Source organism: Bosea sp. ANAM02 (assembly GCF_011764485.1).
Taxonomy (GTDB): Bacteria; Pseudomonadota; Alphaproteobacteria; order Rhizobiales; family Beijerinckiaceae; genus Allobosea.
Genome location: NZ_AP022848.1, coordinates 1046392 through 1069562, shown reverse-complemented (window position 1 = coordinate 1069562; position 23171 = coordinate 1046392). Strand labels below are relative to the sequence as shown.

The 23171-nt window shown below is 68.3% G+C and carries 20 protein-coding genes; 7 read left to right on the top strand and 13 right to left on the bottom strand.

What is annotated here, in order from left to right:
* Window positions 1–2: 2 nt before the first annotated feature.
* The 4 genes from OCUBac02_RS05175 to pip all read right to left on the bottom strand — a co-directional run bounded on the left by OCUBac02_RS05175 (window position 3) and on the right by pip (window position 5980).
* Entirely contained in the window at window positions 3–1631 is a 1629-nt protein-coding gene (locus tag OCUBac02_RS05175) for an ABC transporter substrate-binding protein (protein ID WP_173043924.1), read from the bottom strand.
* 88 nt (window positions 1632–1719) lie between these two features.
* On the bottom strand, window positions 1720–3147 hold the full coding sequence (locus OCUBac02_RS05170; RefSeq protein WP_047579472.1) for a M20 family metallopeptidase: 1428 nt from the start codon (window positions 3145–3147) through the stop codon (window positions 1720–1722).
* A 30-nt stretch (window positions 3148–3177) separates the two neighbouring features.
* Window positions 3178–4992: a S9 family peptidase gene (locus OCUBac02_RS05165; RefSeq protein WP_173043922.1), complete on the bottom strand. Its 1815-nt coding sequence runs from the start codon at window positions 4990–4992 to the stop codon at window positions 3178–3180.
* A gap of 10 nt (window positions 4993–5002) precedes the next feature.
* Complete coding sequence (pip, locus tag OCUBac02_RS05160; protein ID WP_173043920.1) at window positions 5003–5980, bottom strand: prolyl aminopeptidase; 978 nt, start codon at window positions 5978–5980, stop codon at window positions 5003–5005.
* Window positions 5981–6250: 270 nt separating this feature from the next.
* Between pip and OCUBac02_RS05155 the strand changes: the two genes are divergently transcribed.
* The 3 genes from OCUBac02_RS05155 to OCUBac02_RS05145 all read left to right on the top strand — a co-directional run bounded on the left by OCUBac02_RS05155 (window position 6251) and on the right by OCUBac02_RS05145 (window position 8544).
* On the top strand, window positions 6251–6787 hold the full coding sequence (locus tag OCUBac02_RS05155; RefSeq protein ID WP_173043918.1) for a phosphatase domain-containing protein: 537 nt from the start codon (window positions 6251–6253) through the stop codon (window positions 6785–6787).
* Window positions 6788–6964: 177 nt separating this feature from the next.
* Window positions 6965–8143, top strand: coding sequence for an amidase (locus OCUBac02_RS05150; RefSeq protein WP_173043916.1), 1179 nt, complete (start codon window positions 6965–6967; stop codon window positions 8141–8143).
* Entirely contained in the window at window positions 8140–8544 is a 405-nt protein-coding gene (locus tag OCUBac02_RS05145; protein WP_047579479.1) for an AtzH-like domain-containing protein, read from the top strand. Before OCUBac02_RS05150 ends, OCUBac02_RS05145 begins: the two co-directional genes overlap by 4 nt.
* 12 nt (window positions 8545–8556) lie before the next feature.
* Here OCUBac02_RS05145 and OCUBac02_RS05140 read toward each other — a convergent pair whose 3' ends face one another.
* Window positions 8557–8856: an alkylphosphonate utilization protein gene (locus OCUBac02_RS05140; RefSeq protein ID WP_173043914.1), complete on the bottom strand. Its 300-nt coding sequence runs from the start codon at window positions 8854–8856 to the stop codon at window positions 8557–8559.
* Window positions 8857–9059: 203 nt separating this feature from the next.
* Between OCUBac02_RS05140 and OCUBac02_RS05135 the strand changes: the two genes are divergently transcribed.
* Entirely contained in the window at window positions 9060–10253 is a 1194-nt protein-coding gene (locus OCUBac02_RS05135) for an amidohydrolase family protein (protein WP_244639104.1), read from the top strand.
* A 141-nt stretch (window positions 10254–10394) separates the two neighbouring features.
* On the top strand, window positions 10395–10862 hold the full coding sequence (locus tag OCUBac02_RS05130; protein ID WP_173043910.1) for a hypothetical protein: 468 nt from the start codon (window positions 10395–10397) through the stop codon (window positions 10860–10862).
* A 118-nt stretch (window positions 10863–10980) separates the two neighbouring features.
* On the opposite strand, the gene OCUBac02_RS05125 is transcribed toward OCUBac02_RS05130, so the two are convergent.
* From OCUBac02_RS05125 to OCUBac02_RS05095, 7 genes are all read right to left on the bottom strand, one after another.
* Entirely contained in the window at window positions 10981–12876 is a 1896-nt protein-coding gene (locus OCUBac02_RS05125) for a caspase family protein (protein ID WP_173043908.1), read from the bottom strand.
* A 554-nt stretch (window positions 12877–13430) separates the two neighbouring features.
* Entirely contained in the window at window positions 13431–13748 is a 318-nt protein-coding gene (locus tag OCUBac02_RS05120) for a hypothetical protein (RefSeq protein WP_173043906.1), read from the bottom strand.
* Between the two features lie 333 nt (window positions 13749–14081).
* Window positions 14082–15026: a carbohydrate kinase family protein gene (locus OCUBac02_RS05115; RefSeq protein WP_173043904.1), complete on the bottom strand. Its 945-nt coding sequence runs from the start codon at window positions 15024–15026 to the stop codon at window positions 14082–14084.
* A gap of 198 nt (window positions 15027–15224) precedes the next feature.
* Window positions 15225–16352 (bottom strand): N-acetylglucosamine-6-phosphate deacetylase, encoded by a 1128-nt coding sequence (gene nagA / locus OCUBac02_RS05110; RefSeq protein ID WP_173043902.1) that lies wholly within the window; start codon window positions 16350–16352, stop codon window positions 15225–15227.
* A complete protein-coding gene (locus OCUBac02_RS05105; protein WP_244639103.1) occupies window positions 16352–17383 on the bottom strand; it encodes an SIS domain-containing protein in 1032 nt (343 codons plus the stop codon). The genes nagA and OCUBac02_RS05105 overlap by 1 nt, the downstream gene beginning before the upstream one ends.
* Window positions 17380–18213 (bottom strand): GntR family transcriptional regulator, encoded by an 834-nt coding sequence (locus tag OCUBac02_RS05100; RefSeq protein ID WP_244639102.1) that lies wholly within the window; start codon window positions 18211–18213, stop codon window positions 17380–17382. Before OCUBac02_RS05100 ends, OCUBac02_RS05105 begins: the two co-directional genes overlap by 4 nt.
* The gene (locus OCUBac02_RS05095) at window positions 18210–19130 is read right to left on the bottom strand and encodes an N-acetylmuramic acid 6-phosphate etherase (protein WP_052232497.1); all 921 of its coding nucleotides are present in this window, start codon (window positions 19128–19130) and stop codon (window positions 18210–18212) included. The genes OCUBac02_RS05100 and OCUBac02_RS05095 overlap by 4 nt, the downstream gene beginning before the upstream one ends.
* 74 nt (window positions 19131–19204) lie before the next feature.
* Here OCUBac02_RS05095 and OCUBac02_RS05090 point away from each other — a divergent pair, with 74 nt between their 5' ends.
* Window positions 19205–20104 (top strand): DMT family transporter, encoded by a 900-nt coding sequence (locus OCUBac02_RS05090; protein ID WP_173043900.1) that lies wholly within the window; start codon window positions 19205–19207, stop codon window positions 20102–20104.
* 269 nt (window positions 20105–20373) lie between these two features.
* Here OCUBac02_RS05090 and OCUBac02_RS05085 read toward each other — a convergent pair whose 3' ends face one another.
* The gene (locus OCUBac02_RS05085; RefSeq protein WP_173043898.1) at window positions 20374–21477 is read right to left on the bottom strand and encodes an anhydro-N-acetylmuramic acid kinase; all 1104 of its coding nucleotides are present in this window, start codon (window positions 21475–21477) and stop codon (window positions 20374–20376) included.
* Between the two features lie 164 nt (window positions 21478–21641).
* On the opposite strand from OCUBac02_RS05085, the gene OCUBac02_RS05080 reads away from it, so the two are divergent.
* Entirely contained in the window at window positions 21642–23171 is a 1530-nt protein-coding gene (locus OCUBac02_RS05080) for an ABC transporter substrate-binding protein (RefSeq protein ID WP_173043896.1), read from the top strand.

Sequence of the window (23171 nt, the reverse complement as noted above, 5' to 3'; positions counted from 1 at the left end):
CCTTACTTGGCGGCGCGCTCGTAATAGGTCCGGAAGCCGTTCCACGTCCACGACTTCAGGTCCTTGCGCACGCCGGCGACGCTGTTCATCTGGAACATGAAGGCCATCGGACCCTTGGCCATCACTTCCTTCTGGATCGTGGCATAGAGCGCGTCGCGCTTGGCGGCGTCGGGCTCCAGCAGGGCCGCATCGATCTGCTTGTTCAGCTCGAGGTCCTGAAAGGCGGCACGCCAGCTCGGATATTGCGTCTGCTTGGCTTCCAGCCGGTTGTCGGGGTTGAAGACGAGACGCGAGGCGTTGCCATGGGCGTCCGGAACGCCGGTCTGCCAGGCGAGCATCGCCGACTGGTACTCGCGCCCGCGCACCTTGCTGAAGAGCTGGGCATTGGCCATGCGCTCCAGCGAGAGCTTGACGCCGACCTTGGCGGCGTTCTGCTGGACGCTCTGGGCGATCGGGTTGGCGTGCGGCAACGTGCCGAACAGCACGCTCGCCTCGAAGCCGTTGGGATAGCCGGCCTCCGTCAGGAGCTGCTTGGCCTTGTCGAGATCGAGCTTGAAGGGCTGCCCTTCCTTCTCGTCCAGCGCCCCGACGGCACCGAGTTGGGCGAAGCTGGCGCGCGGCACGCCGAGATGGGTCATGACCGTCTTGCCCAGGCCCTCGTAGTCGATCAGGTAGCGCATCGCGAGGCGCACCTTCTCCTTGGCGAACGGACCGTCCGCGACGTTGAAGCCCCAGTAGAAGAGCTGCGGGCGCAGGACCTTCTCGATCGCGATATCCTTCGAGCTCTCGAGGTCACGCAGGTCTTCCGGGGTCAGGTCGCGCGCCACGTCGACATCACCCTGGCTGAGCAGGAGGCGCTGTGTGCCGGGCTCGGCGACATGGCGGATCAGAACGCGCTTCAGCGCCGGCGCCTTGCCCCAGTAATTGTCGTTGGCCTCCAGCACGATCGACTCGCCGGCATTCCAGCGCGTCAGCTTGTAGGGGCCGACGCAGGCCGTGCGGGTCGCGAGATACTTGTTGCCGAGATCGCCGCCCTGCTCGTTCGCCAGCAGGGTCTTCTTGTCCATCACCATGGAGACGCGGTTGGCGGCGATCGCCTGCAGCACCAGCGTCGTCGGATAGGGCTTGTCCAGCTTGAAGGTGAGCGTGTCGGGACCGGCGACGATGTTCTTCTCGACATTGTCCTTGGTGAAGCCGTACTCGGTCAGCGTCGCGGCATTGCCGAAATTGAGCTTGACGACCCGGTGCATCGACCAGGCGACATCCTCGGCCGTCACCGGGTTGCCGGAGGGGAACTTCGCGCCCTTCTGCAGGTGGAAGGTGATCTCCTTGCGATCCGGCGACACGTCCCAGCGCGAGGCGAAGCTCGGCACGACCTTGCGCTCGTCGGCCGGGTCGAAATCGACCAGCGTGTCGCAGGTGTTCTGCAGGATCTCGTTGGTGACGACCTCGCCGACCTGGGCGGGATCGAAGGTGCTGATCGCGTCGATGTTCCAGGCCATCACCAGCGCGTTCTTCGGCGTGGCCGCGATGGCGGCGCCCGCTCCCGCGCAGAGCGCGGCGGCGGCTGCCGCCGACAGGAGCTTGCGTCCCGGAATGCGTCGCTTGGTCTCTTGATTTCGGTTGGCCATGATCTCTGTCCCGCTCTTTGGTTGTTGTTTGATTGAAAACATGTCGGCCGCCCGGAGCAACCTTGCAGGTTTCTCCGGGCGAATTCGTTCAGGCAGCCTCGGGCCGCGGCTTGATCGGCGGCTTCACATCGGGCGGGATCGGGCAGACATACGGCGTCCGCGTCGTCCGCTCCTGATGGTCCTTCTTGGCGCGCGCCAGCAGCGTCTCGTCGCTGATCGCGTCCACCGCCGTCGCCGCCATGATCTTGGCGGCATGGACCATGCCCTTATGCGCGGCGGGCGCCTTGCCCTGTGCCGTGATCTGCCAGGAATGGCCGGGCGTTCCGATCGCATGGGTTGCGACCCTGGCCTGGATGGTCGGCACCTTCCAGCTCACGTCGGCGACATCGGTCGAGCCGATCATCGGCACGCCGCGCGTGCCTTGCGGCACGACGAAATCGCAGAGCGGCGTATTCTCGCGCGGCGCGATGCCGGTCTTGCGGTAGTCGTTGAGGATGTCTGCCGGGCCGAGCGTCGCCTGGATCTTGGCCGCATAGGCCTTGTCTGCCTCGTCGAACGGCACCGGGCCGAGCCGGTCGATATTCCTGAACATGGCGTCTTCCAGCGGCGTGTTGCCGAGCATGTTGGAGACCGCGCTCATGATCGAGATCGAGACCGTGGTCTCGGTCATCAAGGCCGCGCCCTCGGCGATCTTCTTCACGCGCTCGTTGAGCTCCAGCATGCCGGCGAGGTCGCGCGCCCGGATGGCGTAGCGCACCTTGGCCGAGGCCTGCACGACATTGGGAGCGATGCCGCCGGTATCGAGATAAGCATAATGGATGCGGGCGTCGGACGGCGCATGCTCGCGCATGTAGTTGACGCCGACATTCATCAATTCCACCGCATCGAGCGCCGAGCGGCCGAGATGCGGCGCAGCCGCCGCATGCGAGGCGCGGCCGGTGAACTGGAAATCCATGCGGGTATTGGCCAGCGACAGGGCGTCGTCGACCTTGGTCATCGAGGCCGGATGCCAGGAGATCGCGACATCGACATCGTCGAACGCGCCGGCCCGCACCATGAAGGCCTTGGCCGCGCCACCCTCTTCGGCCGGGCAGCCGAAATAGCGCACGCGCCCCGGCCGGCCGGTCCTGGCGAGCCAGTCCTTCACCGCGGTCGCCGCCAGCAGCGCCGCCGAGCCCAGCATGTTATGGCCGCAGCCATGGCCGTGGCCGCCGGCCTCGACCGGCTTCGGCTCGGCGATATTGGCCTCCTGGCTGAGACCCGGCAGCGCGTCGTATTCGCCGAGGATGGCGATGACCGGGCCGCCCTCGCCCGCCTCGCCCATCACGGCCGTCGGGATGCCCGCGACATTCTCGGTGATGCGGAAGCCCTGCTCCTTCAGCATCGCGATATGCTCGCCGACCGAGCGGTACTCGGTATAGGCGATCTCGGGCATGCCCCAGACGCGGTCGCTCAGCGCCTCGAAAGGCTGCCGCTTGGCATCGACCAGCTCCCAGATGATCTCGGAGTTCTGCATGGCTTGCGTCCTTTCAGATGCCGGGGGCGCTCAAAGATGCTCTCGCAGGAATCGGGCCACGCCGCCGAAGACGGTGCGCCGGTTCTCGATCCGGGCGAAGCCATGGCCCTCATGCGGGATGCGCACATACTCGACCGGGCGGCCGAGGCCGCGCAGCACCGAATAGACCATCTCGCTCTCGCCCGGCGGCACGCGAGGATCGTCGAAGCCCTGCGCGATGAAGAGCGGCACGCGGATCTGGTCGAGCTTGTGGATCGGCGAGAAGCGGATCAGGTTCTCGCGATCGGTAACGGGATCGCCATATTCCACCGCGCGCAGGTAGCGCCGCCATGGCCCGGTCGTCTCCAGCAGCGTCAGGAAATTGGCGATGCCGTAGAACTCGATCCCGACCTTCCACAGCTCGGGCTGCTCGGTCAGCGCCGCCAGCACCATGAAGCCGCCATAGGAGCGGCCATAAACCGCGACGCGCTCGTCGTTCACGTCGGATTGCTCACGCAGCCACAGCCTGACCGCCTTGAGGTCGGCGACGCTGTCCATGCGCAGATGCTTGTCGTCGAGATGGTGGTAGCTGCGGCCATAGCCGGTCGAGCCGCGCACGTTGGGCGCGATCACCATGATGCCCTGGCTCAGGAAGAACTGCAGGTCGGCCCGGAAGATCGGGGTCCACTGCGCCTCCGGCCCGCCATGTACGACGACGACGGCCGGGTGGCCGCCTTCCGGCGCCTTGCCGCGCGGCCGGTAGACGAAGAACGGCACCTCCAGCCCGTCGAAGCTCTTGGTGCTCGCGACCGTCGGCTCGACGAAGGTGGATTGATCGAGCCCGGCCTTCGAGGCATCCGTCAGGCGCTTAACCTGCTTCGTCGCGATATCGAAGCGCCAGATGTCCGGCGACGAGGTCGAGCCGTCGAGCGGGAAGACCAGCCCCGAACCGTCCGGCAGCCAGGCGACCGATCCGACCGACCCTGCCGGAAATCCCTCGACCTCGAACTCGGCCCCGCCGGCGATCTCGCGCACGAAGATGCGGTTCCAGCCACGGTCATTCGCGACATAGGCGAGGCGGCTCTGGTCCGGCGCCAGCGCCACCGCCTCGATATCCTGCCCGTCGCGCTCGACGATCCAGTTCAGCGTGCCGTCGCTGGCCGACCGGAAGGCGACGCTGAGGAATTCGCGCCCCTGGTCGGTGATGGTGAAGAAGCCGCTGCCGTCCTTCTTCATCCGGTTCTGGGCATAGCGGGCACGGCCCTCATGCGGCAGCAGCGCCTCGCGCGCCCCGCTTGCGAGATCGAGCCGGAACAGGTCCTGGTCGTTCATCGCATGGGTGGCGTCGGCGACCAGCAGCGAACGGCCGTCCGGGAAGAAGGCCACCGCCTCGCGATAGCCGCTGCCCTCGAAGACGCGCCGCGCCGCGCGCGTCGCCATGTCCATCACATAGATGTCCATATGCTCGCGGTCGCGCGCGTTCGAGGCGAAGGCGATGCGCTGCCCGTCCGGCGCCCAGCAGCCCCAGACATGCACCACGGTCGGATCGTCGGTCAGTGGCTGCGGCACGCCGGAAGCGCCCGGCACCAGCCAGAGCTGATGCCGCTCGTCGCCGCCGCAATCCATCGTGAAGAGCAGGTCGCGGCTCTTCGGGTTGAAGGCGATCGAACCGACCGGCTCCGGCATGTCGGTCAGGCGCCAGGGCGCCCCGCCGGCTAGCGGCCGCAGCCAGATCTGATGCGTGCCGCTTTCGTCGCTGAGATAGGCGAGCAGCTCGCCATCCGGCGTGACGGCCGGGCTCTTGGCGCTGCGGATTTCGAGATAGGGCTCGATGCCCAGGCGGATCTGGCTGGCGGCTTCGTACATGGTCGTTCCTTCAGGCCGCAAGGGCCGGCATCGAATCGCGCAGGCGGTCGGTCGCATCGCGCAGCGCCAGCGACAGGGCCGGCGCGCTTGGCGTCGCTGCGTGGTTGGCCTCGGTGACGATGGTGAAGCGGGCTTCGGGCCAGGCCGTCTTCAGGCGCCAGGCCGTGCACATCGGCGTCACGATATCGTAGCGCCCCTGCACGATCTCGGCCGGCAGATGCCGGATGCGCGAGACGTCGCGCAGCAACTGGCCGGGCTGGAGGAAGGCGCCGTTGACGCAGTAATGCGTGAAGATGCGGGCGAGCGCGAGCGCGGCGTCCGGCTCGGTCAGGGCCGCGACATGCTCGGCATCGGGCAGGAAGGTCTGGGTTTTCCCCGAGAAGGTGCGCAAGGCGATCGCGGCCGCCAGTTGCTGCTCACGATCGGGCCCGGTGAGGCGGCGATAATAGGCGCTGAGCAGATCGCCCCGCTCCGCTTCCGGCACGAAAGCGGCGAAGGTCTCCCAATGGTCCGGGAAGATCGTGCGCGAGCCGTGGAACCACCAGTCGATCTCGGCGCGCTCGGCCATGAAGATGCCGTGCAGGCGGAAGCCGAGGCAGCGCTCCGGATGGGCCTGCCCATAGGCGAGGCCGAGGCAGCTCCCCCAGGAACCGCCGGTGACCAGCCAGCGCTCGATGCCGAGATGCGCGCGGATGCGTTCGAGATCGGCGATCAGCGCCTGCGTGGTATTGCCTGCGAGCTCCGCCAGGGGGCTGGAGCGCCCGGCCCCGCGCTGGTCGAAGGTCACGATCCGGAAGGCGGAGGGGTCGAAGGTCTTGCGCTGGGCCGGCTTGGTGCCGCCGCCCGGCCCGCCATGCAGGAAGACGACGGGAATGCCGTGGGGATTGCCGCTGAGGTCGACATGGAGCTCATGTCCGTCGCCGACCGGCAGGCGCAGGGACTGATAGGGCTCGACCGCCTCGTAGAGGGCGCTGTCATCGTCTGCCACGCCGGACTCCGCCGCACCGGAGCGTCCTGACGCTCCCTCGATAGCGGCAGGATGGCATGCCCGAAGCGCCGCTGGCTAATGCATTCGCGGCGCATTGTTATGACGACACGGAATACATTGCCGGCGCTGGGACGCTCGCCCGTCCCAGCGCCGACGGCCCTGAAATCCGTTTGGCCGTTCCGGATACATTTCGCGCAAGGACGCTTGGGCGGTTATCATATCTGGTCCCACGCGATTCCGGAGGATTGTTTGCAGAGCCCCGCACCTTCCGTGTCCCGTCTCGCCCTGCCCGGTTTCGCCGGCGCAGTGCTGCTTGGCCCCTGCCCCGGCCGACGCGGGGAGGTGCTCGACGATAGCGCCGCGCGGGCAGCGCTGGCGGAGGATCTGGCCCGGCTCGGACGCATGGGTGCCACCGGCCTGCTCAGCCTCGTCGAGGCCAGGGAATTTCCGGAGGGCTTCGCCGCCGCCATCCACGCTGCCGGCCTGGAATGGGTCCACCTCCCCATCCCCGATTATGGCGTGCCCGATGCCGCTTTCATGGCGGGCTGGCGCAAGCTCGATCTGGCCGACCGGCTTCGGGAAGGCGAGAGCTGGGCGATTCATTGCCGCGCCGGCCTCGGCCGCACCGGCACCATCGCAGCGCTGCTGCTCGTCGAGAACGGAGCGGGCGCGGCGGAGGCCATCGCACGGATCCGGCGCGAGCATGATGCCGCGGCCGTCGAGACTGCGGCGCAAGAAGGCTTTCTGAACCAGCAGGAACAGGCGGCAAAGTCGGCCGCCGCGAAGCGCGCGCCATCCCGGGCTTGAGAGCAAAGCCGCAGCTCTTCGAGGTCGGCGAGGTGCTCCCACGCCATGCCGTTTGCTCCGGCGGCAAACCTGCTAGGCTGGTCGGCGACCGCGAGTCGAATAGCTGACAGGACCAGAAGACGTGCCGATGCCGATCCGACAGACCTCCCTGGGCGAAACGCCGTCGTCGAGGCCGTGATGGAGGATCGCGTCAACGCCTTCGTGCCCGGCCCCCGCATCCGCATTCCCGGCCGGCCGGACGGCCCGCTCTCCGACCTGACTTTTGCGGTGAAGGACCTGTTCGATATCGCGGGCGCGCCGACCGGCGGCGGCAACCATGACTGGGCCAGGGCCAACCCCATCCCGGAGCGTCATGCCTGGGCCGTGCAGACCCTGCTCGATGCCGGTGCCGAGCTCGTCGGCAAGACCATCACCGACGAGGTCTCGCTCGGCATCCTCGGCGAGAACGCCTTCGACGGCACGCCGCTGAACACCGCCGCGCCCGATCGCGTGCCCGGCGGCTCCTCCTCCGGCTCGGCCGCCGCCGTCGCAGCCGGGCTCTGCGACACCGCGCTCGGCACCGATACCGGCGGCTCGATGCGCGTGCCCGGAAGCTTCTGCGGGCTCTACAGCATTCGGCCGACCCATGGCCGGCTTGACCTGACCGGGCTGATGCCGCAGGCGCCGAGTTCGGACACGGCCGGCTGGTTCACCCGCGACGCCGCGACCTTCGCCCGCATCGGCGAGGTGATGTTCGGCGAGGCGCCCGGCCCGCTGCCGACGAAGCTGCTCGTCGCCACCGATGCCTTCGGCTTCGCCGACCCCGAAGTCGCTGCCGTCTTGCAGCCGATGGTCGAACGCCTCGCCCGCGTTCTCGGCACCACGCCGCGCGACGGGATCATGGCGCCGCAGGGCCTGTCGGTCTGGGCGCGGGCGCAGCGCAGCCTGCAGCCGGTCGAGGCCTGGCAGACCTTCCGCCCCTGGATCGAGCGGGACAACCCGCGCATGGCCTTCACCGTCGCGGCCGGCCTGATCGCCGGCTCGCAGGTTCCGGTCGCCGAGCAGAACTGGGCCGCGCTGATGCGCGAGGAAGCCCGCGCAAGACTGCGCTATCTGCTGCCTTCTGGCACCATCCTGTGCCTGCCGACGACGCCGTTCCCCGCGCCCCTGCGTGGATTGCCGACGCCGGTGTTGAGGCCGATGCGCGACCGCATCACCTGCCTCTGCGCGCAGGGCGGTCTCGCCGGCCATCCGCAAGTCAACCTGCCCGGCGCACGCGTCGACGGCGCGCCTGTCGGCCTGTCCATCATCGGCGCGCGCGGCAGCGACGCCAGCCTCATCGCCGTCGCCGAGGCCATGGAGTCCGCATCGTCATGACCGACCTGACCCCGAACCTTCCCGAGATCGTCGCCGAGATCAGCACCCTGTTCGAGGCTTACGAGCAGGCGCTCATCGACAAGGATGTCGACGTCCTCGACGCCTCGTTCTGGAACAGCCCCTACACGATCCGCTATGCCCTGCACGAGAACGGCTACGGCTTCAACGAGATCCACGGCCATCGTGTCGCCCGCCCGCCGGGACCGGGGATCAAGGAGAAGCGGATCCGGCTGGAGATCCTGACGCTGGGCCGCGACATCGCCACTGTCAATCTTGAGTTCAAGGTGCGCGGGCGCGACGTCATCGGCCGGCAGAGCCAGAGCTGGGTGCGCTTTCCGGAACTCGGCTGGAAGGTCGTCTCCGCCCATGTCTCGACGATGGAGGGGCCGCGCCTCTGGTAGACGCGGCAATGCTCAACGTTTGCGGACGAATTCGGTGCGCAGCACGAGGCCTTTGATCGTGTCGTGGCGGCAGTCGATCTCCTCGACATTCTCGGTCAGGCGGATCGAGCGGATCACCGTGCCCTGCTTGAGGGTCTGGTTGGCGCCTTTCACCTTGAGGTCCTTGACCAGCACGACGGAATCGCCATCAGCGAGCACGTTGCCGGCGGCATCGCGCACCACCGGGGCGGCGTCTGCCGCCGCCTGCTTCAGCTCCGAGGCCGGGCGCCATTCCCCGGTCGCCTCGTCATAGATGTAATCGTCGTCCGACATGTCTTTCCCGTCTTGCGGCCGGAGTTTCGCGATCGGCCCCTCCGGCGGGGTTACACGATGCCCGGCGGCTTCGACAACTCCCCGGAATGCCGGTGGATATCCGATCGCCGCTGCCGCATGCCCGGATTGGGCTTGGCTTGCGACGGATGCGATACCGAGATCGAGAAGCCGGCTCGTACCGGTCAGAAAGAAGGAGACGCCTCGTGACAGAAACCCTCTTGATCCGGAACGTCCGACCGGCCGGCGGCGCCGCAACGGACGTGCTGGTCCGCGACGGGCGCATCGCGGCGATCGGTACCGCAACCGCGGGCGCCGGGACCGTCTTCGATGCCGGTGGCCGCCTGATGATCCCCGGCCTCGTCGAGGCCCATACCCATCTCGACAAGAGCTTCTGGGGCATGGGCTGGCACCGGCACACTGCCGGTCCCGCCCTGATCGACAAGATCGAGACCGAACGCCGCAACCGCCGCGAATTCGGCATCGATGCCGACCGCCAGTCCGGCCGGCTCGTGGCGCAGATGATCAGGCTCGGCACCACCCATATCCGCAGCCATGTCGACGTCGACACGGAAGTCGGCCTCGCCGGCATCGAAGGCGTCATGGCCATGCGCGAGCGGCTCAGGGACGTGATCGATGTCGAGATCGTCGCCTTCGCGCAATCCGGCATGTTGATCCGGCCCGGCACGCTCGAACTGCTCGACCAGGCGATGGCGATGGGCGCCGACGTCGTCGGCGGGCTCGATCCCTGCACGCTCGACCGCGACCCCAAGGGCCATCTCGACGCGATCTTCGGCCTTGCCGGCAAATACGACCGCCCGCTCGACATCCACCTGCATGAGCGCGGCGAGGTCGGCGCCTTCTCGATGGAGCTCATCATCGAGCGCACCCGCACGCTCGGCATGCAGGGCAAGGTCGCGATCAGCCACGCCTTCTGCCTGGGCATGCCCGATGCCGACCATGTCCGCCGCCTGATGGAGGACCTGGCCAGGGAACGCATCGCACTGGTCACGACCGCACCCGCCGCCTCGCCCGCCCCCTCGGTCATGGCCTGCGTCAAGGCCGGCGTCGTCATCGCCGGCGGCTCGGATGGCGTGCGCGACAGCTGGAATCCCTACGGCATGGGCGACATGCTGGAGCGCGCGACGCTGATCGGACTGCGCAACAATTTCCGCCGCGACGAGGAGATGGAACTTGCGCTCGACGCCTGCACCTATCAGGGCGCCAAGGTGATGGGCATCGAGAATTACGGCCTCGATATCGGCTGCATCGCCGATCTTGTGATCCTGCCCGGCGAGACCCTCTGCGAGGCGATCGTCGAGCGCCCAGCCGACCGCACCGTCGTCAAACGCGGCAGGATCGTCGCCCGCCATGGCGAATTGACCCGGCCGATCGCCTGACGAGCCCGGCGGACACCGCCCGACGCTATCCGCTCGTTATGCGCGAGCCAGCCGGGGCCGGGCCGTCAAGGTCGGTTGACGCAGCGACAGCATCCCGGAGATCATCGCGCCACGAACGCCACCAGCCCCACAAGGAAGCCGATGCGCCGTTTTCCGGGATACCGAACCATCACCCTCTCCGCGCTCGCCCTCGTCCTGGGCGGGTCCCTGGCACTGGCCGCCGAGCCCGTGCGCCTCATCACGGCCGAAGAAGCCCGCCTGCCCTCCGCCGATCCGGGCGCGGCGCAGGAGCGCAACCTGACGCGCGGCCCCGGCATCGATGCGGTCTCGCCGCCGCCGATCGGAGTGAGCGGAACCTTCCGGCTGGCCGTCAGGTTCAAGCCGCGCAACAGCGTCGCGATCGACCCCGAGAGCGTGCGCATCACCTATCGGCGCCAGCCTGAAGTCGACCTGACCGCGCGCCTCAAGCCCTTCGTCACGGCGTCGGGCATCGAGGCTCCGGCCGTGATCGTGCCGCCCGGTAAGCATGTCATCGTCATCGAAGCGACCGACAAGGAAGGCCGCATCGGGCGCAGCCAGATGACGCTGACCGTCGCTGAGACAAAGTAGGCTAGAAACGGATTCACCGATCAGGTTGAATCAATCTGATCGGTGAATCCGTCTCTAACTTACTGATGGAGAACGCGTGGTCCGAACAGACTGCGATGCAGTCTGTTCTGCGCGTGCTCTAGCGCGCGGCCTTCTTCGGCAGCAGGGCGACCGCCGGTGCCGCGCCATAGGCCGCCGGCACCTGCCGTCCTTCGGTCTTCTCGGAGACGCGCGTCGCCGTCTCCTGTACGACCGCGTCCAGCGTCTTGCCGGGCGACGACAGCGTCTCCAGCAGGGCGCGCACGAACGGACTGTCCAGGCCGTCGCCATCGGAGGCGGTCTTGCCCGGCTGCGTCGAGTGCAGCACGACATTGTTGGGCGCCGGCTGCGGCACGGCCGCAAGCCCGCCATGAATGCGCGCCGGCAGGGCCGCTAGTTGTCGCCCGCCCGCCCCGCGCGAGGCCGCCACCGCCTGCGCCTCCGCGAAGGGATCGTCACGACAGGCATCGACGATGACGAGCGCGCCGCGCCGCGCCTTCGCAGCCGCGGCCGTCAGATCGCCGAGCGCGAGCGCGTCGCTGCGAAGAACCTTGTCGCTGTCGAGCGTCGCATCGGTCGGCACGAGATAATTGGTCCCGCCGGTCTCGACGCCATGCCCGGCATAGAACACCAGCACGACATCGGCCTGCGCCGCCTGCTCGGCGATGAGAGCCGGAATTCGGCGCAGGTCGGCCTTCGCGACGTTCTCGGCGATCTCGATCGCATCGAAGCCCATGTCGGCGAGCGCATTCGCCATCACCGCCGCGTCGCGCCGTGCATTGGGCAGGCTCGAAAGCTCGGAATAATCGCTCGATCCGATCACGAAGGCGATGCGCTTCAGCCCGTCCGGCGAGGGTTTCGCCGGAGCGACGCCGGAATCGAAACCGTTGCGGAACGGCCCCGTGCCGCGGAAGGCCGGCTGCGAGAGCTGTTTGAGGCGCCACGATGCGAGGATGCGCTCCAGCAGCCGGGGCGTCGCGCGCGTTGCCGCCAGGATGCGCTTGTAGATCGCCTCAGCCTTCGCCTTCTCGCCCTTGACCTCCGCGACCCGCGCCAGGCCGAGCGCCGCCGACCAGTTCTTCGGCGCAAGCTTTTCGGCCTCGCGATAGAGCTTCTCGGCCGTTTCGGCATCCTTCAGCTTGTCGAGGGCGAGCGCCCCAGCCTGCACGAAAAGATCGGCGCTGGCCAAGGCCGCATCCGCCTTCGGCATGTCGTCGGTCTCGTGCGAAGCCGCGACGATGTCATCATAGGCTGCGCGCAGATCGCCCGCGCGCAATTCGAGCTCGGATTTGCGCATCAGCGCCAGCCGACGGAACGGCGGCCCGAGCGCCGCCGCGCCCTCCAGATCGGTCCGCGCCCGCTGCAGATAGCCGAGGCGCCGCAGCAGGTCGCCGCGCGCCGACAAAGCCGTTCCCGCTTTCGGATCGAGCTCGAGGGCCCGGTCGAGATCGATCATCGCGGCATTCACGTCGCCATTGCGCTCGTGCTCCAGCGCGCGCTGCACGAAGGGCGTGGCATCCTCGGGCGCAGCTTGCATGGCTTCCGCGACATCCGCCCGTGCCTCCGAGCTGCGCCCGATCGTCTGGTTGATCGTCGCGCGCAGCGTCAGCGCATCGCCCTTCATCGGGCCGTCCAGGCCGATCGCCGTTTCCACATCCACGAGCGCCGGCTGGACCTGCACCAGCGTCGGCGGCGCATAGGCGACCGAACCGTCCGCCTTTCCGCTCGCCGCCATGCCCTTCTGCACGACCAGCAGGAAACGCATCAATCCGCGATAGAACGATGCCTTCTGCTGGCCCGCCGACGAGGGGGCGCCCGCCAGCACACGGCTGCAGGCCGCTTCCGCTGCTGCCAGTTGCGCGGGTGGCAGCATCGTCGTCTTCACGCGCTCGTCGGCGCAGGCCATGAGATCGGCCGGCACCTGCGGCCACACCGCGCCAGGCACGGTCGCCAGCATCAACGACAGGGCGGCGGGCACGAAACGACGTTGAGACAACGGGTATCTCCGGATTGACGCTCGGACGGAACTAACGATCAACATAGCGGCTGGATGAGAGGAGCGCCTCAGCCAGACTGATGAGGCGGCACGGCGATCACCAGAGACCGATGCAGGATCGGCCACGCGATGTCAGCCGTCGACCCCCGGCATGCGGGGGTCGAGCCCTGCGCTGCCGATCCCTTCGAGCATTGCGACGCCGGAAAGTACTCTTCACCTTCGCGAGGACAATAGCGGAAAGTTCTGCCCTGACTGCAGAGCAAGGTGGAATTCTCTGCGATCGGCGCGCGTTGGACTGTCCGGAATGCCGGCGTCATCGGGGCGACCCGCCCCGGAGTTTATCGGAGCGGCTTGCGCCATATCAACGACACGGAAGCGCCGCGGCTTATCGTGAGCTGTGAGATGGAGGCGCCCACGTGATCTATACGCTGATCATCAACAGCCTGCTGCGGCTATCCGCTTTCCTGCGCTGGACGCGGACGATCTAAAGCATCGAAGGCAAGCGCCCTACAGCAATCCGATCGATCATCGCCTCCGGTCTGACGCGCGATGGTCTAAGCGACGTCGTGGCAATGCGCGCCGGCGCGAAACTCGACATATTTCCGGCGAGTCTCCGCGGTGTTCGACAGGCCGCTCTCCTGCAGCCAGGCCAGGAATTCAGCCGGCTTGATCGTGACGATCTCCAGCGCCCGCCCGCGCGCAAGCCAGACATTCATCACGGCCACCGCATTCTGGTGCCAGACCTCGTAGTCGGACGGCATCTGATCGCGGTCGTGAGCCAGCTCCCAGAGCTGGGTGAAGTCATCGCGCTCATACCACGGCATTGCAACCGTGTACGCCTCGACCGTGGGTTTCACCTGAACGCCGATCATCCGCGCGCGGCGCGGAAACTGAGAACGCTAACCGCCCGATCGGGGGTAGTCGGCCTGCAGAAGAGTAGGCGCCGGAAAGGACCGGAAGTCAATGACGAGGGGCCGAGGGCTCGTCTCTCGTCGAGCCATCTGCATCGTCCGAAACACACCGAATCATGGGAGAATCCCGTGCGCCTGACGGAACTTCGTGACAACGCGCCGTCTCCAAACGCCCTCCGGCATGCCCCCTGTCGCGCCGTCCCCAAGACGCTCCGCGAAAATCCGCCACGGCTCGTTCTCGCGCTGAGGCTGGCTGCTTCAGGCTCGTGCACCGGAGCATCCCGCATCTCCTGCTTACTGCCGGACTGCCTCGACCTCCGCCGCGCTCGGCAGATCGGCGCCCCGGCGCGTCACCGTGATCGACGCGGCCGCCACGGCATAGGCAAGCAGGTCGGCAAGCGCCTCGCGGTCGAGCGCGGCGATCGCCTCCGGCTCGAGTCGACCGGTCCGGGCGAGGCGTGCGAGCAGCGCCGCATGGAAAGTGTCGCCGGCACCCACCGTGTCCTGCACCGCGACCTTGCGGCTCGGCACGCAAACCTGGCCGGCAGCCGCGAAGGCGATCGCGCCCTGCCCACCTTGCGTGACGACGACCAGCCGGGCTCCCAGATCGAGCCAGTGGGAAGCAGCTTCCGCGGGCGTTAGCTGGCCGTCCCAGGCGATCCGGATATCCTCGTCGCTGGCCTTGACGATGGTCGCCGCGCGATAGAACCGTTCGGCCGCCCGATGCCAGCCCGACAATTCGCCGATTGCGGTCGGGCGCAGATTGGGGTCGACGCTGATGACGCGCCGGCCACGCTCCCGCTCGGCCAGCGCCGCGAAGGCCGACCCGACGGGTTCCACCGCCATCGTGTAGGAGCCGAAGGTCAACGCCCGGATCGAGTCCGGCAGCATCGTCGGCAGGTCGGCGATAGTCAGCGAACGATCGGCCGCGCCTTCGCCATGGAAGGCGTAGCCGGGATGGCCGTCCCGGCCGGTCGTCACGACCGAGATGGTGGTGAGACGATCGGTCCGGACGAGATAGCGATCATCGACCCCCTCGCGAACCAGGAGATCGGCGAGCAGGTTGCCGAAACCGTCGCGCGAGACGCCCCCGAGGAAACCTGCCGCGACGCCAAGCCGCGCCAGGCCGATCGCGACATTGAAGGGCGAGCCGCCGGCCACGATCCGCGCCGGCATCTCGCCACCCGTACCGGCCTCGGCGAACAGATCGACCAGGGCTTCGCCGCAGACCAGGATCATCGGGATGGACCTTCGCAGGTTCGTCTTATCCGCGCACGCCTCTCCGCAGGATCGCGGGCAAGCTCCGCGAATCTATCGGACGAATGGCATCGCTCCAAATTCAAGCCGGCTAATCGATCGACGGAAGCCGCTATGGATCCGACGTCCCACTCAGCACGACCGGCAGATAGCCGATGGGATCAGCCGGAGTGCAGTCGGTTACGACAAGGACGCGGCGGGCGTGGTGCGCAACATCGAAAAAGCGGCTTTCCGGCCCGGCGCGATCCGGCCATGACTGCAGGAGAGACCAAGAAAGGCAGCCGGCGCCGCGGTCGCCATCGTCAAAGCCTGGTCCAGCGAGGCGCCGCCATGGAGATGTGCATTCAGGATCGCGGCGCTCATGTCGAGATGGGCTCCGGCCAGCCGGCCTTCGCCATTGACCAGGCGCCCTTCGCTGACATGGATCGTCTCGCCGAACAGCTCGAAGGCGTCGCGCGGCGCGCCGATCGTCGCCATGGCATCGGTGACGAGCATCATCTTCTGCGGCCCGATAGCGCGAAAGGCGGCCTGGAAGGAGGGCCAGGCGACATGATGGCCGTCGGCGATGATGCCGGCGGCGAGGCCGGGATCGGACATCGCCGCGCCAACCACGCCGGGCTCGCGCGAGCCGAGCTGCGACATGGCGTTGAACAGATGCGTGACGCCGGAGAGCCCTTCGGCGCGGGCCCGCGCCATCTCCGCGGCGGTGGCGTTGCTGTGGCCGGCGCAGACCCTGACGCCGCGATCGACCAGGGCGCGGATGAAGCCCTCCGGCACGCGCTCCGGTGCGAGCGTCACCAGCGTCACGCCGGCGGAGCCGAGCGATGCGAGCAGGTCGATATCCGAGGACTCGGGCCGCAGCAGGTTGGCGAGCGGGTGGGCGCCGTTGCGCTCGGGATTGATGAAGGGGCCTTCGAGATGCACGCCGAGCACGCCGGGCACGCCCTGCGCGATCGCCTCCCGCACCGCGGCGATCGCGCGGGCGATATCGGCGCGGCTGGCGCTGATCAGGGTCGGCAGCAGGAAGCGCGTGCCGAAGCTTGCATGGGCGGCCGCGATCGTGGCGATGCCCTCGGCCGAGAGGCTGTCGTTCAGCATGACGCCGCCGCCGCCATTGACTTGGACATCGATGAAGCCCGGTGCCAGCACGGCATCCTCGGGCAGGTCCTCGGTCGCGCAATCGGGCGTAGCATCGCCGCAAAGCACCGCAGTGACTATGTCGTCCTCGGCGACGACGATCCTGTCGTCCAGGATCCGCATGCCGTCGAACAGGCGCCGCGCGCGCCAGGCTTGCCGGGCGGCCGCCATCACAGCGTCTCCGTGACCTTGCGCAGGCCGGGCGGGCTGTCGACATCGCGGCCGAGCCGGGCGGCTTCGGCCTCGAGCGCGCGATAGACCGGCACCAGCAGCGCGATCGCGTCGAGCGCCGGATCGCCCGGGCCTAATCCCGGCAGGCTCGGCTTCGTGCCGGAGCCCGAGAAGACCGGGCTGCCCTGACGAGTCAGCGTCGCCAGAGCGTCTTCGATGCTGTCGGACACCTCGCCGCCGGCATTGAGCCCGAGGATCGGATGCTCGCTGCGGATCGCCGCCTTGGGACCGTGCAGGACCTCGGCAGCGCTATAGGCGAGCGCCGGCACGCCCAGCACCTCAGCAGCCTTGAGCGCCGCCTCGCGGGCGGAGCCCAGGCTGAGCCCGCGCCCGATCACGAAGCCGGCGGGAGCGCCGGACAGGCGACGCGCCCAGGGCGACCAGTCGAGGGCGAGCGCCTGCGCCAGCCGTTCCGGCGCGGTTTTCGCCACGGCGGCGAGCGCCTTGTCCTGCTCGAGGGCGCCGACCAGCAGCAGGCCGGCCAGCATGGTGTTGATCACCGTCTTGGTTGCGGCCACCGCGAGCTCCGGCCCGGCGGCGATCGGGATGACATGGCGGCAGGCCCGCGCTGCGGGCGAACCCGCATCGTTGACGATGGCGATGGTCTGCGCGCCGGCCGCCGTCGCCTGCTCGGCGGCGGCGACCAGATCGGGGCTGCGGCCGGATTGCGAGATCAGGATGTAGAGCGCCTCACCGAGGCGAGGGCTCGCACCGTAGCGCGTCACCACCGAGGGGGCTGCGGGCGCGGCGCTCAGGCCGAGGCGTGTTTCGATGAGATAGCGCAGATAGGTGCCGGCGTGGCCGGAGCTGCCGCGGCCGCTGACCACCGCATGGCTGACGCGGCCCATGTCGATCGCTGCCGCAACCTGCGCGATCGCGACCCGCCCCTCGTCCAGCAGGCGGGCGGCGGCTTGCGGGATTTCCGCGACCTCGCGCGACATGCGCGTGCCCGGAGCGTCTGAACGGGTCATGATTGCGGCCCCATGGCTTCACCCTTCAGGGTCGCGACGAAATCGTAGCGATCGCCGCGATAGGCGGAGACCGTGAACTCGACCGGCTTTCCGTTGGCGAGAAAGGCGCGCCGCTCGATCCGGAGCAGGGCGCTGCCGGCCGGCACGCCGAGATGCCGGGCCTCCTCGGCCGTGGCGAGGCCGGCATGGATACGCTGCACGCCATGGGCGGGCACCGCGCCACGCTGCGCGAGAGCGGCATAGAGCGACATCTCGACGAGGTCCGGAGACGGCAGGATGCTGGCGGGCACGACCGCGCACTCGATCGCCAGCGGCTCGCCATCGGCGGTCCTGACGCGGGTCAGGCGTACGACGCTGTCGCCCGGCCCGAGCCCGAGCGCCATCGATTCCTGCGGCTTCGGCCGCGCGAGCTCGCGCGAGAGCCAGATCGAACCGGGCCGGCCGCCGCGATTCTCGATATCGGTCGAGAAGCTCGCCAGCACCGAGAGCGGCTGCTCGATGCGCGAGGCGACGAAGGTGCCCGAACCATGGCGGCGCGACAGGGTGCCGCTGCGAATCAACTCGTCGATGGCGTTTCGCACGGTGACGCGGGCATAGCCGGTGAGCTGCGCCAGATCGCGTTCGGAGGGAACCGCGTCGCCCGGCTGGAAAACGTCGCTCTCGATCAATCGGGCCAGCGCGCCGGCGAGCCTGAGATAGCGCGGCGTCGGGTCGTCGCCGGCCAATGCCTGCAGGATCGCCTGCTGCTTGGTCGTCATCGCTTCGGGCGCGGTCCCGGAGGCGGCCTCGCGCGGACGCCGCGAACCACGTCCGGGCGCGGCCTCGTTCATGACGCCGCCTTGGGCGTGGCTTGCGAAGCCGGCCCGGCGCCGAGATCGACGAGCGCGAGGCGCAGATTGCCGCGATGGCGGGCAAGCAGCGTTTCGGCGAGCGCGGCATCGGCGCCGCTCGCCAGCAATGCAGCGCGCTTGACGTCGCCGCGGGCGCGGTCGAGATGCCGGGCCGCAGCCTCCATGCCGCAGCCGGTGATCATGTCGACCATCTCGGCCGCGCGATGCCGGAGCTTGGCATTGGTCGCCCGCATATGGACCATCAGCCCGCGATAGACGCGGCCCAGCCGGATCATCAGCAGCGTCGAGAACAGGTTGAGCACGATCTTCTGCGCTGTTCCCGCCTTCATCCGGGTCGAGCCGGCGACGACCTCTTCGCCGGTCTCGATGAGGATGCCGAGATCGGCGGTGCGCAGCAGCGCCGAGCCGCGGTTGTTGGCGACGCCGAGCGTCAGCGCGCCGCGCGCCTTGGCCTCGCCGATCGCCGCGAGCGTGTAGGGCGTGCGGCCGCTGGCGGCGAGGCCGATGACGACGTCGTTCGGACCGATCCCGGCCCGGCGCATCGCCTCGGTGCCGTCATCGACCGAATCCTCGGCATTCTCGACCGCATGGAGGATCGCCTCGTCGCCGCCGGCGATGGCGAAGCCGAGGCGCTCTTCCGGCCAGTCGAAGGTCGGCGTCAATTCGGCCCCGTCCTGGACGCCGATGCGTCCGGAGGTACCGGCGCCGGCATAGATCAGCCGCCCGCCGGCCTCCAGCCGCGGCACGGCGGCTGCGACGGCCTCCGCGATCGCCGGCAGTGAGGTCGCGATCGCCGCGACCGCCGCGAGCTGGCCTTCGTAGAGCGCCTTCAGGATATCGAGATCGCCCCAGGCATCAAGATCCTGAAAGCGTGCGCTGACATCTTCCGTCGCCATGAACTGCCTCTTGTGACCAGACCAAATTAAGTCCACTTTGGCCCAGTAGCAAGCCGGAAGCGGACAGGGAAGCCATGTCGCAGCCAGAACCGCAGATTTCCTTGTCCCTTCGCGCCGCCCGCCTCACGGCCGCCGTCCCGCCCTTCCTGCTCGGCCTCGTCGGCATCGCCCTGCTCACAGTGATGGACGGCGTCGTGAAGGAGCTGTCGCCGCGCTACAGCGCGCTGCACCTGACCTTCCTTCGCTTCGCGGTGACGGCGGCGATGGGCGCCCTGCTCTTCCTCGCCCTGCGCGCGCCGCTGCCGGATCGAGGCGTGATCACCGGCAACCTGCTGCGCGGCGTCCTGGTCGCGCTTTCGACACTCGGCTTCTTCTACGGGCTCGGGATCCTGCCGCTGGCCGAGGTCTTCATCATCTCCTTCATCGCGCCGCTTCTGGTCGCGCTGATCGCCATTCCGCTGCTGGGCGAACGGCCGAAGCCCATGGTCTATTTCGCCCTCGCGATCGGCTTCGCCGGCGTCATGATCACGGCGGGCGGCTTCAGTCTGGCGACGATCGCGCCGGAGCGGGCGCTCGGCATCGCCGCCGTGCTCGGCTGCGCCCTCGCCTATGCCCTCTCCATCGTGCTCCTGCGCCAGCGCGCCAAGCGCGGCGATCCGCCCCTGACGATCGCGCTGTTCCAGTCGGCGATCCCGGCCGCCATCCTCGCCCTGCCGTCGGCCTTGTTCTGGGCGCCGATCGCATCGGCCGATTGGCCGGCCTTCATCCTGATCGGTGCGCTGGGCCTTGCCGGCCATGTCGCGCTGGCGCTGGCCTTTGCGCGGGGCGAAGCGAGCCGCCTCGTCGCAGTCGAATATACCGGGCTGATCTGGGCGATCCTGATCGGCCTCGTCTTCTTCACGGAATTGCCGACGCCGCAGGCCACGATCGGCGCGGTGCTGATCATCGGCGCCTGCTGGCTGCTCAGGCGCTAAGATTTTGCCCTGGACCGGAGGAGTGCAGCGACGAAGCAATGACGCTTTTGACGGAAGGGCCGTTGCTGAAGACGAGGTCGGCAGAACCTCTGCCGTCATTCCGGGGCAGGCCGCAGGCCTGAGCCCGGAACCCAGAACCGATGCCGCTCATCGCTTGATTTGCCGCCTAACCGCGCCCTCTTCGGAAACGCCATCGGCTCTGGGTTCCGGGCTCTTCGCTGCGCGAAGCCCCGGAATGACGGCGTGGTGCCGCGAAAAATCAGCAGGCTCTATCCCGGCAGGTTCAACCGCCCGCCCGTCAACGGCTGCGGCACCCCTGTCGTGCCGGGCAGGCTGAGCGGCAGACCCTTCACCGAGCGGATCGCGAGATAGCCGAAGGTCTGAGCCTCGATGACATCGCCGGCCCAGCCCGCCGCTTCGACCGGCTCGACCGGCACGCCGAGGCGCTCATGCAGGCGGCGCATGAAATGTCCGTTGAGACGCCCGCCGCCGGTGACGAGCCAGCGCCGCGGCGCCTTCGGCACATGCCGGAGCGCATCGACCACGCTCTCGACCGTGAAGGCTGCGAGCGTCGCCGCTCCATCGGCATCGGAGAGTGCTTCGACCACCTGGGCGCGGCGGTGGAAATCGTTGCGGTCCAGCGACTTGGGCGCCGGCCGGTCGAAATAGGGATTGACCATGAAGTCGGCGACGAGGTCCTCGCGCACCTTGCCGCTCGCAGCCAGTGTGCCGTCGGCATCATAGGTCCTGCCGAGGCGGCGCAGGACGAAATCGTCGAGAATGGCGCTGGCCGGGCCGGTGTCGAAGGCGATCACCTCCTCGCCGTCGATATAGGTGACATTGCCGACGCCGCCCAGGTTGAGCACCATCAACGGCTGCTCCAGCCCCTGGGCCAGCGCCCGATGATAGAGCGGCGCGAAGGGCGCCCCCTCGCCGCCGGCCTCGACATCGGCATGGCGGAAGCCGTCGACGGTCGGGATGCCGAGCGCCTGCGCCACCGCCGGCCCGTCGATCAACTGGCGAGTGAAGCGGATTTCGGGGCGGTGATAGACGGTCTGGCCGTGGAGACCGACGAGATCGACGCTCTCCGGCTTAATGCCCTGCTCGGCCATGAAGCGCCGGACCGCGTCGAGATGGGCCGCGGTCACCGCGGCTTCGAGCTCGACCAGCGGCTCGGTCAGCGCGCGCTCGGCCTCGGCGACCAGCGCCTGCAACTGGCGGCGGGTCTCGGGCGGATAGGGATAGCCGGCGCCGGCGCCGAAGCTGAGCCGATCGCGCCCATCACTTTCGACGATCGAGACATCGATCGCGTCCATCGAGGTGCCGCTGATCACGCCGATCGCGGTCAATACGGGCTTGTCGAGGTCACGCATCGTCATTTCGCCCCTGTAACCCCGGAGTCGCTGCTTCGAGGCTTGCACCGGCTCTAGGCGATCGGTTAAGCCTTGTCCAGATTGGTCCGCAAGTGGTCCATATGCGATCGGGTTCATACGAGCGTCGGAACAGGCGCCGTCCATCAACATCAGGAGGGGTTGTCATGCTTCGTGTCGTGAAACAGGGTTCCGGGCTGCGTCGCGCCCTGCGTTGCAGCGTCGCTGCGACGGCCTTCGCGCTGCTCGCGAGCGCGGCTTCCGCCCAGACGCTGGAGGTCGCCGTCGAGGCGTCACCGGCCGGGCTCGATCCCCATATCGTCACCGCCTTCGCCTCGTCCCAGATCGTGCTCGGCCCGATCTACGAGGGCCTCACCGCGCTCGACAAGGATCTCAACATCGTCCCGGGCCTCGCCCAGTCCTGGACCGCCTCGGCCGACGGCAGGACCGTGACCTTCAAGCTGCGCCCCGGTGTCACCTTCCATGACGGCAAGCCGATGGAAGCCGAGGATGCGGCTTCGTCGCTGCGCCGCGTGCTGTCGAAGGATGTCGGCTCGCCGCTCGCCAGCCGCCTCTCCGCGATGGAGAGCGCGACTGCTGTCGATGCGACGACGCTCGAGCTGAAGCTCAAGGAGCCCTCCGCGCCGCTGCTTGCCTCGCTCACCGGCATCGCCATCGTGCCGCGCGGCCTCGAAGGCAACAAAGATGCGCTCCAGCGCGCCCCCATGGGTACTGGCCCGTTCAAGTTCGAGGAATGGCAGCCGAACGGCTTCATCCGCCTCGCCAAGCATGCCGGCTACTGGAACGTCGCCGGGGTCAAGCTCGCCGGCGTGAAGTTCAACTTCGTGCCGGAAGCGGCAACCCGTCAGGTCGGCATCGGCAACGGCCAGTTCGCGCTGCTGCCGCATATCGATGCGGCGACCGCCCTCCAGCTCAAGGGCAAGCCGAATATCGCGGTGCAGGAGACGACCGAGCTCGCCTACACGCTGATCGGCATGAACACGTCGAAGCCGCCTTTCGACAATGCGAAGGTGCGTGAGGCGCTGAACTACGCGCTGAACCGCAAGGAGATCATCGACGCCGCCTTGTTCGGCAACGGCACGCCGGCGGCTCCGCTCCCGGCCGTGTTGAAGGACTGGGCCGTCGATGTGAAGGATCTGCCCTGCTACGCCTATGACCCGGCCAAGGCCCAGGCCTTGCTCAAGGAAGCCGGTCTCGCGACCCCGGTCACGGTCAGCATGACCGTGCTGCCGCGGCAGGACATCCGCGACATCGCGCAGGTGGTGCAGCAGCAGCTCGGCAAGGCCGGCTTCAAGGTCGAGCTGAAGAACCCGGAGCTCGGCCAGTTCGTGCAGGACTGGCGCAACTCGAACTTCGACCTCTTCGCCTCGACCAATGCCGGCAGCATCGAGCCCGACGATTATTTCTACCGCGCCTTCCGCACCGGCGGCTCGACCAACGTGTTCAAGTACAGCAATCCCGCACTCGACGCGCTGCTCGACAAGGGCCGCTCGACGCTGGACAAGCCCACACGCCAGGCCGCCTATCGGGACGCGCAGAAGATCCTGGGCTGCACGGGACCGGCGGCGCATATCGCCTATCCCACGCTGTTCAGCGCGGTGCGCAGCAACCTGCAGGGCTACGACATCTACGCCAACCGCTCGCTGGTCTCGCTCGGCCGCGCCAGCCTGCGTTGA